Raw genomic sequence first — 15,131 nt, 5'->3', positions numbered from 1 at the left:
GGTCGGGCGGAAGTCAGCCTGCTGCCTGGTAGTTCGCAGGGCGCGCGGCGATGCGGTCGAGGTGGTCGGCGGCGGCCCGCGCGCCGCCGGCTTCGCGGAAGGAGCGGCCGATCCGCTCCGCCGCGTCCCTGTGACCGCTCGTCGGATCGAGTACGGAGCGGACGGCCGCGGCCAGCCGCGCCGCGTCCACGCGGTTGAAGCGGACCCGGACTCCGGCGCCGGCGCCGGCGACCTGTCCCGCGACGATCGGCTGGTCGTCGCGGATCGGGGCGACGACGAGCGGTACGCCGTGCCACAGCGACTCGCACACGGTGTTGTGGCCGCCGTGGCACACGACGGCGTCGAGGTGGGGAAGGAGGTCGAGCTGCGGCACGTACTCGCGCACGAGCAGCCCCGACTCCGGTCGCGCGTCCGGCACTTCGAGCACGCCGCCGGGGTCCACGACGATGCCCTGCACGGTCTCGCGCAGGGTCTCCAGCGCCGCGACCGCCTCGCGCAGGAACCGCCCGCCCGCGTCGGCGTTGGCCGTGCCCAGCGTCACCAGGACCTTGCGGCGTGACGGGTCCAGCTCCCCGTAGGGGAAGTCGCATCCGGCCGCCCGCGGGGCGATCGCCGGGCCCACCAGATGCACGCCGTCCCACGGCAGCGGGGCGTCACCGAGCAGCGCGCGGCCGGTGAAGGCGATGATCCCGTGCGGCGAGAAGCGCGGGTCGCCGCTGCACCGTACGTCGCCGAACTCCTCGCGCAGCGAGGCGAAGATGCCCTTGAGCCACGCGTCCACCTTCGGCATCGAGGCGAGCGGGTCGGTGAGTTCGGCGGAGGTGGTCACCGACGTGACGTACGGGATGCCGTGCCGCTCGGCCACCAGCGCACCGGCGACGGCGTGCTGGTCGGCCACGACCATGTCCGGGCCGTACTCCCTGACCGCGGAGTCGACGCCGGGCGCCATGAGTCCGGCGAGCGGCGCGAAGAACTCCTCCCACAGGAAGCGGAAGGCGGCCGGGCCGATCAGCTTGGGCGGCCGGTGCAGCGTGGCGTCCGGCATCCGCGTCCCGTAGACCTCGGCGCCGGGCCCCGCCAGGCTCCGGATCTGGTCGGCGTACCCGGCCCAGGCCACGCGGTGGCCCCTGCGGGCGAGTTCGCCGGCCACCCCGAGGAGCGGGTTGGTGTGCCCGACCAGCGGGGGGACGACGAAGAGGAAGCGGGTCACTGTACGGCCTCGGCCAGTTCGTGCCGGCGCCTTCCCTGCTCGCGCCCGTCGTGCTCGCGGTCCTCGTGCCCGCGTCCCCCGTGTTCGCGTCCCTCGTGCTCGTGCTCTCCGGTCTCACACCGCTCGTGCTGCGGCCGTCCCCGCGCGTGCTGCTCCCGCTCGCTCACGTCGTGCTCGCGTATCCATCCCAGCAGCAGGTCCCGGGTCTCCTTGGTGCGCTCGATCAGGACGGAGTGCCCCTGGTCGGGCAGTACGACGGTGCGGCACTCCAACGTCGCCTCGAAGAGGGGCACTTGGGCCACGAGCCCCGACTCCTCGCCGAAGATGGCCAGCACCGGGCAGGTGATCGCCGACAGGTCGTCGTCGATGACGCGTCCGCTCCACACCTCCGCGCCCAGCGTGGTGGAGTTGAGGATGCGGCCCGCGATGCGCGACAGGCGCGCGGTCTGCGCACCGCGGTTCTCCTTGATCCAGTCGATGACCTCGTCGTACACGAGCTGCTCCTTGGCGAGGGCGAGCCCCTCGGCCATGTGCCGCGTCCAGCGCTGGACCGGAGGCTCGGCCTCGATGAGCGTGAGGGTCGCGACCCGCTCCGGATGCCAGGCGGCGACTCCGGCCGCGACCGTGCCCCCGAACGAGTTGCCCACCACGTGCACCTTCCGCCGCTCACCGAGCGCGTCGAGCAGCGCGACGAAGTCGTCGACGAAGCACTCGATCTGGTAGCCGCTCTCCGGGCGGTCGCTGCGGCCGTGCCCGCGCAGGTCGTACATGATCACGTCGATGCCCTGGGCCGCGAAGACCGGTCCGAGCGTGAAGTAGAAGCTGGCGAGGCTGTCGGTCAGCAGCCCGTGCACGAACACGACGACGGGCGGCTCCCCTTGCATGTCCTCGCGCCCGGCGGCGGGGAGGTACTGCACGTGGGTGTCGATCTCTCCCGTACGGATCTTCATCCGGATCAGCCCGCTTCCGTGGCGCGCAGGGACGCGACGACGAAGTCCACCAGCTGCCCGACGGTGAGCGCGATGATCTCCTCGAGTTCGAGGTCCGCGACGAACTCGGCGAAGTTGACGCGGTCGCCGTAGTGCTCGCGCAGTGAGCCCGAGAGCGACACCAGGTCGATGCTCTCCAGCTCCAGATCGTCGTGGAAGGTGGTCTCCCGTCCGATCTCGGCCTCGTCGAAGCCGTACTCCTCGAGCAGTTCGCGCAGCATGCCGGCGATGTCCGCCAGGACGGCCCCCGGATCGGCTTCGGCCTGCGCCCTCTCGGGCGGCTGCGCAGGCGCGAACCCGGTCGCGTCAGTGGTCATCTCGCACTCCTGATTCCTCGTAGGCGGCCGCCCAGGCGACCACATACCGCCGCTCGGGCAAGCCCGGCGGATTCGATGTTTCCCGCACCCGCACCTCGTACGAGTCGCCCCCGAACCGCACTTGGAGCCGGTCGCCTTCCGCCGAGACCACCCGGTAGTCCGACGGCCGGCCCCTCAATCCGGTGCCACGCATCTTCGCGACGGCCTCCTTCGCCGCCCACATGCGCGTGAACCAGACCTCTTCACTGCCGTGGCCCTCCTCGGCACGCTCGGGTCCGTCCCCTGACAGGCCGCGCAGCAGGGCGAGTTCGTCCGCTCCGCAGGCCGCCTCGACGGTGGACCGCGGGCGGGCGGTGATCTCCTCGACGTCGATGCCGCACGGGCCGCGGCGCGCGATGGCGACCCCGCACTCGCCGCGGTGCGCGATGGAGACCGTCAACTCCCCGACGGTGCGCCCGTGCACGCCGCGGACGAACGGCCTGCCCTCGTCGTCGTTGTGCACGGAGATCTCCGCGGGATAGACCTCGCCCGCGCCCTCCCCCCACAGCAGTCCGCGCACCGCGTCCTTGGCGGCGATCCGGCCGAGCAGGAACTGCCGCCTGCGGAGGGGCGGAAGCGAGGCGTAGCCCGCGCGTTCCGCACCGCCGAGCATGTTGCGCATCACCAGCTCGCGCGTCGCCAGGTCCGGCCAGCGCTCGTGCACCAGCGACCAGCCCTCCGGCTGCGGTGCGGAGAGCGTGTTGGAGCCGGGGAAGCGGTCCACCGCGCGGATGCCGGGGTCGGTGTCGAAGCGCCGGTCGGTCCATCCGCTCAACTCCGCCCACACGCGGCCCTCGTGGAGCAGCTGCATGTCGGCGGTCAGCGCGCTGTCGGTGACGCCGGTGATGCGGATCGAGCACGTCAGGCGCTCGCCGACGCCGGGCTCCGGGCCGTGGAAGCGGATGCCGCTCACGCTCACCGGGAAGACGGTCGTGCGCTCGGTGAGCGTCGCCATGATCCAGTACCCGAGGAGCTGGCCGACGTTGTCCAGCAGGGACCCCGGTGCCTCCGGCGCGGTCAGCACGCCCCGTACGTGCCGCTCCCCGATCGCCGTCAGTTCGCTCACGCCCTGGAAGCGCGGGCCGTGGAACATCCACCGCTCGGTGTAGAGCTGTTCGGCGCGCAGTTCGGGCTTCCGGTCGGCCGACGGGTCGACGGGCCACGGCTCGGGCGGCTCCTCGTACCGCGGGGCGAGCTGGACGACGGCGCGGGACGAGCCGGTCAGCTCCACCTCCACCTCCCCGGGCGCGGTGCGCCGTACCACGACGGGGACGTCATGGGCGGGAACGGCCTCGATCCACTTCAGCAGCCGCACGTCGCGCAGCCCGACCGCGCGCATGCCGGGCACGGCACGCTCGGCGATCTCCATCAGATGCCTGATCACGGTGGTCGCGGGCACGATCGGCCAGCGGTCGGCGACGTCCGGCCAGCCTGGCCGCTGCCGGAAGAAGCAGTGGTCGAGCAGGTACGGCATCTCGTCGACGCCGACGCGCCACACCGACGGCACTCCGGGAGACGGCTGTCCGCCGGCGCGTGCCGGGTCAGGGGCGGCGGCGCCAAGCGGTGCCGAACCGCCCCGCGGGCGCACGTCGTCGAGGGGCCGCCGGGGATGCGGCACCGGGTGTACGGGACCCGCGCAGCGGCGGGCACCGGCGCCCGTTCCCGATCCCGGTCCGGCTCCGCCGCCCGCCCCGGCGTCGAGCAGATCGGCGGCGGCCGACGCCGTGTCGCGCAGCAGCGCGGAGAGCTCGGCGGCCAGCGGATCGTGCGAACCCGCCTGGTCGAGGCGGGACATGGACTCCGCCGACGCAGACGCAGCCGATGCGGCGGACGCCGCCGGCGAGGACGCGGGTGCGGAGGGCGCGGCCGGGGCGGATGCCGCTCCGGCGAGGCTTCCCCGTATCCGCTCCGGCAGCGAGACCAGCGCGCCGTCGAGGTCCAGGCGCATGCCGGGCCGTGCCGCGGCGGCCTTCGCCGCGGACCTGCCCCCGGCGGCGGGCCTGCCCTCCGTACGTGCCGCCTCCGCGGAACTCAGCAGGGGCCGCACATCCGGTTCGGCGCCCTCCACCCAGAGCGCGGTGACGACCCTGCGCAGCTGTGCGAGGGTGTCGCGGGCGCCCGAGTGGGCGGAGACGACCAGCCGGTCGCATCCGGCGAGGGTGTCGTCGATGAGGGAGCCGAGCTGACCGGCGCCCAGCTGGATGAAGGCGCGGTGGCCGGCGTCGTACATCGCCAGGATCGTCTGCCGGAACCGCACCGGCTCCAGCAGATGCCGTACGAACAACTCCCGTACGGCGTCCGGGTCTTCGGGATAGGGCGAGGCCGTCGTCGCGGACCATACGGGCGTGGACTGCGGATGGAGGCGGTAGGCCTCCGCCGCACCGCGGATCGGGCCGAGGTACGGGGCGAGCATCGGGGTGTGGAATCCGGAGCGGAACGGCAGCACCTGCCCGATCACTCCCCGGGCGCGCATGCGCAGGACGAAGGCCTCGACGGCCTCTTCGGGGCCGCAGATCATCGACTGGTTCGGGGCGTTGTCGTGGGAGAGCACCACGTCCCTGCGGCCGTGGAGCTCCGCGAGCACCTCCTCGGCGGGCATGCCGAGGACGCCGAAGACCGCGCCGGGCACGCGCAGCGCGTCCGGGTCGAACCGGGCGAGGAACGCGTCGACTTCGTCCGCGGCGTGGATGCCGCCGCAGGCCATCGCCGTCCACTCCCCCACGCTGTGCCCGGCCACCGCGTCGGGGACGACGCCGAGGCGGCGCAGCGCCGCGTCGAGGACCCTGCCGAGCTGGAAGACGGCGGCGCCGTGCCGTCCGACGTCGCCCACCTCGGCGTCCCTGCCGTGCGAGAAGTCCAGCCCGAACCGCTCGGCCAGCGCGTCCGCGCGCGGGTCGAACTCGGCCTCCAGACCGGGGAATACGAACGCGGTACGGCCGCCCGCCGCGCCGAGGATCGGGCGCGGGCTGAACCACACGTCGCTGCGGCCGGCCCACGGTGCGCCCTTGGTGACGGCCCGGCGGGCGAGCTTCAGCCGCCGCTCCGTCGGATCCACGACACCGAGCCGGCACGGCTCGCTCCCGGTGGCCCGCTCGTCGAGGCCGGCGGCGAGCACCGACGCGTCGTCCTGGTCCAGCAGCTCCGCGAGGGCGTGCGGGCTCGCCGCGGCGAGCCGCAGCACCCGCTCGGGTTCCGCGACGGCGACGGTCGCCTTCGCGGTCTCGCCGGTGGTCGCGGTGGTGGTCTCGCTCCCGGCGGCGGCGCGGGCGGCGGCCGGTGCCTTGGCGGTCGCCGGGGCCGGGGGGTTCGCCGGACGCACGGCGGGCTGCTCCAGTACGACGTGGGCGTTGATGCCGCCGAAGCCGAACGCGTTGACGCCCGCCCTGCGCGGCGCGCCTCCCGCGGGCTGCTCCCAGGGGCGTGCCTCGGCGAGCGGCGCGAAGCGCGTACGGGCGAGGGCGGGGTGCGGGTCGTCGCAGTGCAGCGTCGGGGGCAGCACGCCGTGGTGGACGGCGAGCGCGGCCTTGATGAGTCCGGCTATGCCCGCGGCGGGCATCGTGTGGCCGATCATGGATTTGACCGAGCCGATGGCCGCCGGGCCGCCCGAGCCCTGGGCGCCCGCCTGCGAGTCCGTCCCCGAGCCGTTGCGGGCGCCGTCGCCATCGGTGCCGCCGGGGCCGAACACCTCGGCGAGCGTGGTCAGTTCGGCCTCGTCGCCGGCGGGTGTGGCGGTGCCGTGCGCCTCCAGCAGCCCGATGGCGTCGGCCGCGAGCGGATCGAGCCCGGCGGCGTCCCACGCCTGCCGCACGGCACGCACCTGGCCGCCGGGGTCGGGGTTGAGGAGGCTCGCCGAACGGCCGTCGCTGGCCACGCCCGTGCCGCGTATGACGGCGTAGACGCGGTCGCCGTCGCGCTCGGCGTCCTCCAGCCGCTTCAGCACGACGACGCCGGTGCCCTCGCCGATGAGGACGCCGTCCGCGCCGCGGTGCAGCGGCCGGATGCGCTGGGTGCGCGAAAGCGCGCCGAGCTGGCTGAAGACGGACCACAGAGTGATGTCGTGGCAGTGGTGCACACCGCCGGCGAGCATGATGTCGCAGCGTCCCGCGTCGAGTTCGCGCACCGCGTGGTCGACGGCCACCAGCGACGACGCGCACGCCGCGTCGACCGTGTAGGCGGGCCCGCGCAGGTCGAGCCGGTTGGCGACGCGCGACGCCGCGAGGTTCGGCACGAGTCCGATCGCCGACTCCGGTGCCTCGGGCCCGAGTTGCTCCGCGAACGCCGAACGCACCTCCTCCAGCTTCTCCTCGCCCAGCTCGGGGACGAGTTCGCGCAGCGTTCGCACGACCTGGTTGCTCGTACGTACGCGCTGGTCGAGCCGGACCAGGCCGGGGGTGAGGTAGCCGCCGCGGCCCAGCACGACTCCCGCGCGCTGCCGGTCGCCCGGCAGCACCGCGTCGCCGCCCGCGTCCTCGATGGAGCGGTGCGCCACGTCGAGGGCGATGAGCTGGTCGGGCTCGGTGCCGGGCACCGAGTTGGGCATGATGCCGAACCGCGTGAGGTCGAACTCGGCTGTGTCGTCGATGAATCCGCCGCGCCGGCAGTAGACGCGGTCGGCGCGGCGCGGCCCGTCCGCCGCGTAGAACTCCTCGTCCCAGCGGCCGTCCGGCACCTCGGTGATCGCGTCGACGCCGCCGACGATGTTGCGCCAGTAGCCGTCCAGGTCGCCGGCGCCCGGGAAGAGCGCGGCCATGCCGACGATCGCGACGGGCTTGCGGGAGGATTCCCGGCCGTGGGCGGACACGGCCGTCACCATCCCGATGCAGCGGCGACGACCGCATGCACCGTGGGCGGTCCCCAGGCGAGTTCGCGCAGCAGGCTCAGCGGCCCCTCCTCGGGGTCGACGAGCTTGATGCCGCGGGCCGCGTAGGAGCGCATCAGCTCCGGGGTCACCATGCCGCTACCGGTTCCGGCCCCGTCGCCGGCCGGGGCCCAGGGCCCCCAGTGGACCGTCAGACCGCGCCTGTCCTCGGTGGACCAGCGCCGGCCGAGCTCCTCCAGGGCGTCGTTGGCGGCCGCGTAGTCGGCCTGTCCGCGGTTGCCCAGGGCTCCGGCGATGCTGCCGAACAGCACGGCGAAGCGCGGGGATTCGGGCAGCGCGCCGAGGGCGTCCAGCAGTACGCGTGCCCCGTCGGCCTTGGTGGAGAAGACCCGGCGGAAGGACTCCGGCGTCTTCTCGGCGATCAGCTTGTCCTCGATGACGCCCGCGGCGTAGACGACCCCGTCGAGCCTGCCGTGCTCCGCGTGGATCTCCTTCACCGCGGCACGGACGGCTTCCTCGTCGAGCGCGTCGACGGAGCGGTAGCGTGCCGGGCTGCCCGACTCCCGCAGGGCGGCGAGGGTTTGGCGCACCTCGCGCTCGGCGAGTACGGCCGCCATGGCGCGCTCGATCTCCGCGGGCGAGGTCATGCCGGAGCGGATGAAGGCCGTCCGCAGCTCGTCGCGCCCCGACGCGGCGGCCGTCGCCGGGTCCTCGGCCTGCGGGGGCACGGGGGTGCGGCCCAGCAGTTCGATGCGGCAGCGGCTCGCTGCCGCGACCGTACGGGCGAAGCGTGCCGTGATGCCGCGGGCCCCGCCGACCAGCAGCAGGACGGCGTCGCGGTCGAGCCCGGCCGCGGCGGCCTCGGCGACGCCGTCGCCGGCCGGTCCGGCGCCCGTCGCGGCGACGGCGCCCAGGTCGGTGGGCGTCAGCCGCAGCGCCCGCCGTCGTCCTCCCTCGGCGAGGACGACGGGTTCGCGCTCCGTGGCGCCGAGTTCGGCGACGAGGACGCGGGCGACCGCCTCCGGGGCGTCCTCCGCGCCCACCTCGACGAGGGTCGCGGCGACGTCCTCGTACTCGCGGGAGACGCTGCGGAAGAAGCCGCGCAGGCCCGACGCGGCGCCGTCGGCGCGGCGGTCGGCGGCGAGCAGCTTCTTCGGGCGGGCGGCCAGCACCGTCTGGAACAGCGGGAAGATCTCCGGCAGCGTGGTGTCCGGGGCCTCCAAGGCGTGCAGATGCAGGACGATCTCCCCGATCTGCTCGGGGGCCTGCTGCCCGTCCGGCACGGTCTGCGGCAGCGCCCCCGCCTCCCGCAGCCGCTCGGCGACGAGGGTGCCGAGGGCGCCACCGCCGAGCACGGTGACGGTGGTGCCCTCGGCGATGACGGGGGCGGGCGGCGCGGGCAGTTCGGCCTCGGTGAACTCCAGGCGCTGCGGAGCGACGACGACGGGGGCGTCGGCGAAAGAGCCTTCCGGCTTCTCCGGCTCCCGTTCGGCGGCAGGGGGTTGGGCGGCGGCAGCTTCGGGGGCGGCGCTCGTGGGGGTGCCACCGCCGAGCCTGGCGACCAGAAGTTCGGCGATCCCGGACGCCGTACGAGCCGAAGTCAGCTCCTCCACATCCGCGTCCTGCCCGGCAGGCAACCCCAACCGGACCGCCAACTCACCCGCGATCTCAGCCCTCTTGATCGAATCCACACTCAGATCCGCCTCCAGATCCAAGCCCGGCTCGATCATGTCCACCGGATAACCCGTACGCTCCGCCACCACCGACAACACCGACTCCAGCACCCCGTCCGCCGACAACACAGCAGACGAACCAGAAGCGGAAACAGAAGCGGAAGCGGGAACGGAACCGGCGGCGGGTGCGGGTACGGGCGCGGCGGTCTGCTCGGGCGCGGTGGGGGTGCTCGCGCCCGGGGCCGTCGCGGACGGGGCGGCGGGCAGCGTGACGCCCGCCTGGGAGGAAAGCACCGGTGAACCGGCGGGCGGCGCGGGGGGAGCGGCGGGAAGTTCGGCGGCTCCCAGGTAGCGCAGCAGCACGTCTCGCTGCGCGGCGACCATCTCCCTGCTGCTGCGCAGGAATTCGGCGATGAGAGCGTCCGGACCGGACGGCGCGCTGCCGTCGGCGGTGGGGGGTTCCGGCACGATCAGCTCCGTGACAGGGCGTGGGGGACGAAGGGCGTTGGGCGGAATGGTGCCGTCGGCGAGACGGATGAGCTGCCCGTCCACGGTCCAGCCGGCGGGCTTGCCTGGGGTGGCGCTCTCCGGGTCGACGGCGTCCCGCCCCTGGTAGAGCTTTCCGGTGCGCACGTCTGCGCCGGCGACGGCAAGTTGTGCGACACCGGCCAGAAAACCGTACAGTCCTCCGCGCCTGGCGTCCTCAAATGTGACCGTACTGTGTGGGCGATCTCCGAGGATCGCCGAAACGAGCCTGGTCAGGACCTTGCCCGGCCCGACCTCCGTGAAGACGCGGGCGCCCGCGGCGTACATGGACTCGATCTGCTCGGCGAAGCGGACGGGCGATCCGATCTGTTCGGCGAGCCCTGCGCGCACCGCATGGGGGACGGTGTCGTAGGGCTCGGCCGTGCTGTTGGCCCACACGGGAAGCCCGGGGGCGTGTACGTACATGGACTTCAGCGTCCGGGCGAACTCCGGCCCGGCGCCCGCCACCAGGGGGCTGTGGAAGGCGCACGCCACCTGGAGCGGCTTGGCGGAGAAGCCCGCGTCCTTCAGATGCCCGACGGCCTTGGTGACGGCCCCGGTCGGGCCCGAGATCACGGTCTGCGTCGGCGAGTTGCGGTTGGCGGTGACGACCTCGCCGTCCAGCCCGGCCAGTGCGAGCACTTCGTCGACCTTCTCCGGGACGGCGGTGACGGCGGCCATCGCGCCGGCGTCGCCCTCGTCCGGTATCTGCGCGAGGATCGCCTCCGCGCGCGCGGCGCTCGCGGTGAGCACGTCCTGGGGGGAGAGCGCTCCGGCGACGCCGAGCGCGACCAGTTCGCCGTAGCTGTGACCGGCGGCCATGTCGGGGCGGACGCCGAGCGAGGAGAGCAGGTCCGCGGCGGCGAGCTCGACGATGCCCAGGGCGGGTTGTGCGACGGCGGTGTCGGTGATGCGGGCGAGCTGCGCGTCGGCGGTCGCCTTGTCGTAGGCGGTCGGCGGATACAGCGCGTCCGCCCAGCGCCTGCCCAGGTGCAGATAGCGCTGGAGTTCGGGAAAGGCGACGAAGAGGTCGGCGAGCATTCCGGGGCGCTGGCTGCCCTGGCCGGGGAAGAGGAACGCGATCCCGCCGTCCGTAGCGGAGGTGCTGCCCGCGCCTCCCCCGGCCGTGAAGATCCCCGCCGCCGGGTCGTGTACGCCGTCTGCCGCGCGGCGCAGCAGTTCGGCCAGTTCGCCGACGCTCCACGCGAGCACGGCGATGCGCACCGGCTCGCCCCGTACGGCCGCCGAGTCGCTCTTGCGGGCGGCGCCGAGCGCGTAGTCCCGCAGCCGCCACGGGCCGCCCCGGCCGGAGGGCCCGGCGCCCGGCCGGGCCTGCGGCGCCTGCTCCGACTGCTCCAGCTGCTCGATCAGGCGGTGCACGGCGCGCTGCGCCGAGGCCTCGTCCCTGCCGCGGAAGGTGAACAGCTCGACGGGCCACTCGTCGCTGGAGTGCACGGACGGTGCCTGGTCGTACGCCCGCAGCACGGCGTGGAAGTTGGTGCCGCCGAAGCCGAATGCGCTTACACCGGCGACACGTTCGGCTGCCTCGGCGGCCCACGGCCTGGCGGCCGAGTGGAAGAAGAACGGGCTGCGCTCCTGGTCCCAGGCCGCGTTGGGCTGCTCGATGTGCAGCGTCGGCGGCTTCACGCCGTGGTAGAGCGCGAGGGTCGTCTTGATGAGGCCCGCGAGGCCCGCGGCGCACTTGGTGTGGCCGATCTGCGACTTCACAGAGCCGATGGCGCAGCTGCCGGGCGCGGCTCCCGCCTCCGTGAACACCTCGGTGAGCGTGGTCAGTTCGGTGCGGTCGCCCACGACGGTGCCCGTGCCGTGCGCCTCGATCAGGCCGATCTGCGCGGGAGAGACGCCCGCGTTGCGGTAGGCGCGGGTCAGGGCTGCGCGCTGGCCCTCCGGGCGCGGCGCGGTCAGGCCGAGGGCGCGGCCGTCGCTGGCGCTGCCGACGCCGTCGATCACGGCGTAGACGCGGTCGCCGTCGCGTTCGGCGTCGGCGAGGCGCTTGAGCACGACGCATCCGACGCCCTCGCCGAGCGCGATGCCGTCGGCCGCGTCGTCGAAGGTGGAGGAGCGGCCGGTCGGCGAGAGCGCGTGCACGGAGGAGAAGAGCAGGTAGTCGTTGATGCCGTTGTGCAGGTCCGCGCCGCCGCACAGCACCAAGTCGCTGGTGCCGGTGACCAGTTCCTTGCAGGCGACGTCCACGGCGGTCAGCGAGGACGCGCACGCCGCGTCGACGGTGTAGTTGGCACCGCCGAGGTTGAGGCGGTTGGCGATGCGCCCGGCGATGACGTTGGCGAGCATGCCGGGGAAGGAGTCCTCGGTCAGGCGCGGCAGCTGTTCGTCGAGGGCTTCGGGCAGGTCTCCGCCGACGTACGAGGGCAGCACGGTGCGCAGCGCGCTCGCGTTGGACAGGTCGCTGCCGGCCTCGGCTCCGAAGACGACCGACGTACGGGAGTGGTCGACGGGCCGCCCCTCGCAGCCCGCGTCGGCCAGAGCGCGCCGCGCGGCCTCCAGCGCGAGCAGCTGTACGGGTTCGATGCTCGCAAGGGAGGCGGGCGGTATGCCGAAGCTCAGCGGGTCGAAGGGGATTTCGGGCAGGAACCCGCCCCAGCGCGACGGGGTGCGCTCCCCCTCGCCGTCCGGTGCGTAGTACAGCTCGGGGTCCCAGCGCTCCTCCGGCACCTCGGTGACGCAGTCCTTGCCCGCGAGCACGTTGGCCCAGAAGGCGGAGAGGTCCTCGGCTCCGGGGAACATGCCCGCCATGCCGACGATCGCGACGCGCAGCGGCTCCGCGCGTCCCTCGTCCTCCTGCCCCGATCCGTCGCGTGCGAGGCCGAGTTCGTTGCGCAGCTCGCGTGCACGCTCGCGCAGCCGTACGGCGGCACGCTCGCCCACGGAGTCGTGGAGCGCGGAGACGGTCGTCACGTCCCGGCGCAGCACGCAGACCTCGCCGGCCATGAACATGCCCTCGTCGCCCTGGCGTTGCTCGTCGACGCCGCGCAGCTCGGGTCCGACGCGTTCGATGCCCTTGCTGGCCACGCGCAGCCGGCCGACGTTGAACTTCTCCAGCTGCTCCCAGATCTCGCGCTCGGGCACGCCGGCCTGGCGCAGCCGCTCCTTGAGCGAGGCGAAGTGGGAGGTGAAGGCGCTGTGGGCGCACCGGGTCGCGTGCCCGGGCGCGGTCTCCAGGAGGTCGGTGCGCTCGGCGGCGACGACCTGCTGCTGGAAGCGGGGAAGAATGGCTCCCGCCTGCACGGCTTCTTCGGTGAACAGGTAGGCGGTGCCCATCAGTACGCCGGTGGCGACCCCGGCGCGGGTGAGCGGTGCGGCCAGGGCGGCGACCATCGAGGCGGAGCGTTCGTCGTGCACGCCGCCGGCGAAGAGGACGGTGATCTCACCGGCAGCGCCGGGTCTCTCCTTGCCCACGAACTCCAGCAGGATCTCGGCCTGCGCCTCCCACAGCGGGAAGCTGTTGCGGGGGCCGACGTGACCGCCGCACTCCGCACCCTCGAAGACGAACTTGCGGGCTCCGGCGGCGAGGAACTGCCGCAGCAGCCCCGGCGAGGGCACGTGCAGGAACGTGGATATGCCCTCCGCCTCCAGTGCGGCCGCCTGCGCGGGACGGCCGCCGGCGACGATCGCATGGGTGGGCCGCACTTGGCGTACGACGTCCAGCTGCGCCGCCCGGACCTCCTCGTCGGCGAATCCGAGGATGCCCACGCCCCAAGGGGCCTCGCCCAGCGCGGACTTGGTGGCCTCCAGCATCGTCCGGGTCTGCTGCGCGCCGGAGAGGGCCAGCGCGAGGAAGGGCAGCGCTCCGTCGGCGGCGACGGCGGCGGCGAACTCCGGCTGGTCGCTGACGCGGGTCATGGGGCCCTGCGCGACGGGCAGCCGGGTGCCGAGGGCGGCTGCGCCGGGAGCACCGGGGCCGAGGGCCGTGGCGGCCTCGTCGTCCTCGACTGCCTCGGCGATCGCTTCGCGCATGCCGCGCACGACGTCGGTGACCGTCCTCCAGCGCCGTGCGAAGGAGGCGGCGAGGAAGGCGTCCTGGCCGACGGGGAGGAACTGCGAACGCAGGTCGGCGCCGCCGATGCGGGAGGCGAACTCCGCCGCGTCCGCGGGCAGTTCGGGCGCTCCGGGCCCGCGCCGCCGGAGCACGCGCATGCCGTGGTGCAGCACGGTCTCCGAGCCGTCGAGCCCGGCGAGGGCCTCGGTGATCTCCAGCGGAAGCCCGGCCTCGTCCAGCAGTGCCAGCTGCGTGTCCAGTACGACGCCCGTGGCGCCGCCCGCGACGGCGGCCGCGGCGGTGCGGGGCCCGATCCCTCCGCACACCCACACGGGCATGGACTCCGGAAGCCGCTCCGGCGAATCGCCGCCGCGGTCGGCGAGCACGCGCTGCAGCAGCACGAAGCTGCTCAACTCCCCGGCGCGCCCGCCGCTTTCGGAGCCGCGGACGACGATGCCGTGCGCGCCCGCGGCCGCGGCGCGGCGTGCCTCGTCCAGCCCCGTGGCCTCGACGAGGACGCGCCGCCCGCCGAACTCCCCCGGAGACCGCGCGGGGTCGGCGAGGAGAACCGTCTGCGCGGCGTCGGGAAGGTCACCGGCCGTCACGGGGCAGCCGGGGCGGATGCGGACACCGAACGGGCGCGACGCCCAGCGGTCCGTGCGGTCGAGGTGCTCGGCGGCCTCGCGCATCGCGCCGTCGCCGGCGGGGAGTTCGAGCACTCCGAGTGCGCCCGCCGCGCAGGCGGCGGCGGTCAGCCGCGGGGACGGCCGGTGCAGGGGGTTGATCGCGATGACAGGAACCGGTCGCGAGGACACGTCGGACGCGTCCGTATCCAGCATCCTCATGGGCTCTCCCGACTGCACGATCGCTTAGGTCAGCTGACCATGCGTAGTAGACGGGACGGTTACTGCGCGGTCAACCGAAGGTTTTCCACGTGCTCGTCACTCTCCGTCAACTGTCAGAGGTGCACCCAGGACCGGGCAATTCGCCCTCCTCGGCACAGCGAGCCAGGCCTTGACGCGCATGTCACAAAGACAAAACGCCATGGTGATTACGTTTGTCATGGCCATGTAACCGTCCGCTTATGTGCCACACGGTGACTGTGTGGCAGATCACAGCATTGAAGCGGGGATTTCCGGAACCGTCGGCGGCCCCGACGGGTCACGTCGCGGGCAGGAGGTCGGCCCTGCCCGTGGCCCGAGGTGGATGACGCCGGGCGGCTTCGGTGGCACCGCATTGTGCCCCAGCTCCGGGGCCGTTTGGCCGTCCTTGCGCGAACCCGCGCGCATCGGCCGGAAACGGGGCCGTGCGAACAGCCGCCGGTCGGGCGTCAGCCGGGGTGGAACTCCGGGGCGACGGGCGCGGGAGCGGCGGTCCGGCGGGACGAGGCCGTCGGAGCGTTTCTGCTCGATCTCAGGCCCGGATCACGGTGGTTGGGGGGCATGGCGGTCTCCTCGGCGACTGTCCCGGTGGGGGTCGGAATGTCTACGCGCGGAGAAAGTACGCCAGGATACTCGTGAGTCACAAGAGACGGACACACA

5 protein-coding genes are annotated in these 15,131 nt (G+C 73.7%); all 5 read right to left on the bottom strand.

What is annotated here, in order from left to right:
- Positions 1 to 13: 13 nt before the first annotated feature.
- The gene (locus QQM67_RS25035) at positions 14 to 1,210 is read right to left on the bottom strand and encodes a glycosyltransferase (protein WP_314176661.1); all 1,197 of its coding nucleotides are present in this window, start codon (positions 1,208 to 1,210) and stop codon (positions 14 to 16) included.
- Positions 1,207 to 2,160 (bottom strand): alpha/beta fold hydrolase, encoded by a 954-nt coding sequence (locus QQM67_RS25030; RefSeq protein WP_314176659.1) that lies wholly within the window; start codon positions 2,158 to 2,160, stop codon positions 1,207 to 1,209. The genes QQM67_RS25035 and QQM67_RS25030 overlap by 4 nt, the downstream gene beginning before the upstream one ends.
- Before the next feature lie 5 nt (positions 2,161 to 2,165).
- Positions 2,166 to 2,420 carry an acyl carrier protein gene (locus tag QQM67_RS25025; protein WP_314176827.1) on the bottom strand — a complete coding sequence of 85 codons (255 nt, stop codon included), beginning with the start codon at positions 2,418 to 2,420 and terminating at the stop codon, positions 2,166 to 2,168.
- 85 nt (positions 2,421 to 2,505) lie between these two features.
- Positions 2,506 to 7,368: a polyketide synthase gene (locus QQM67_RS25020; RefSeq protein ID WP_314176657.1), complete on the bottom strand. Its 4,863-nt coding sequence runs from the start codon at positions 7,366 to 7,368 to the stop codon at positions 2,506 to 2,508.
- Complete coding sequence (locus QQM67_RS25015; protein WP_314176655.1) at positions 7,362 to 14,435, bottom strand: SDR family NAD(P)-dependent oxidoreductase; 7,074 nt, start codon at positions 14,433 to 14,435, stop codon at positions 7,362 to 7,364. The genes QQM67_RS25020 and QQM67_RS25015 overlap by 7 nt, the downstream gene beginning before the upstream one ends.
- Positions 14,436 to 15,131 lie beyond the last annotated feature (696 nt).

The sequence above is a fragment of the Streptomyces winkii genome, assembly GCF_032248595.1.
Taxonomy (GTDB): Bacteria; Actinomycetota; Actinomycetes; order Streptomycetales; family Streptomycetaceae; genus Streptomyces; species Streptomyces winkii.
Note: the sequence above shows the minus strand (reverse complement) of the source record. Positions and strands in the feature narration are given on the sequence as shown.

Coding starts and splice junctions, on each gene's coding strand:
- QQM67_RS25030 (WP_314176659.1), bottom strand. CDS start 2,160: ATGAAGATCCGTACGGGAGAGATCGACACCCACGTGCAGTACCTCCCC.
- QQM67_RS25025 (WP_314176827.1), bottom strand. CDS start 2,420: ATGCTGCGCGAACTGCTCGAGGAGTACGGCTTCGACGAGGCCGAGATC.
- QQM67_RS25020 (WP_314176657.1), bottom strand. CDS start 7,368: ATGGTGACGGCCGTGTCCGCCCACGGCCGGGAATCCTCCCGCAAGCCC.
- QQM67_RS25015 (WP_314176655.1), bottom strand. CDS start 14,435: ATGAGGATGCTGGATACGGACGCGTCCGACGTGTCCTCGCGACCGGTT.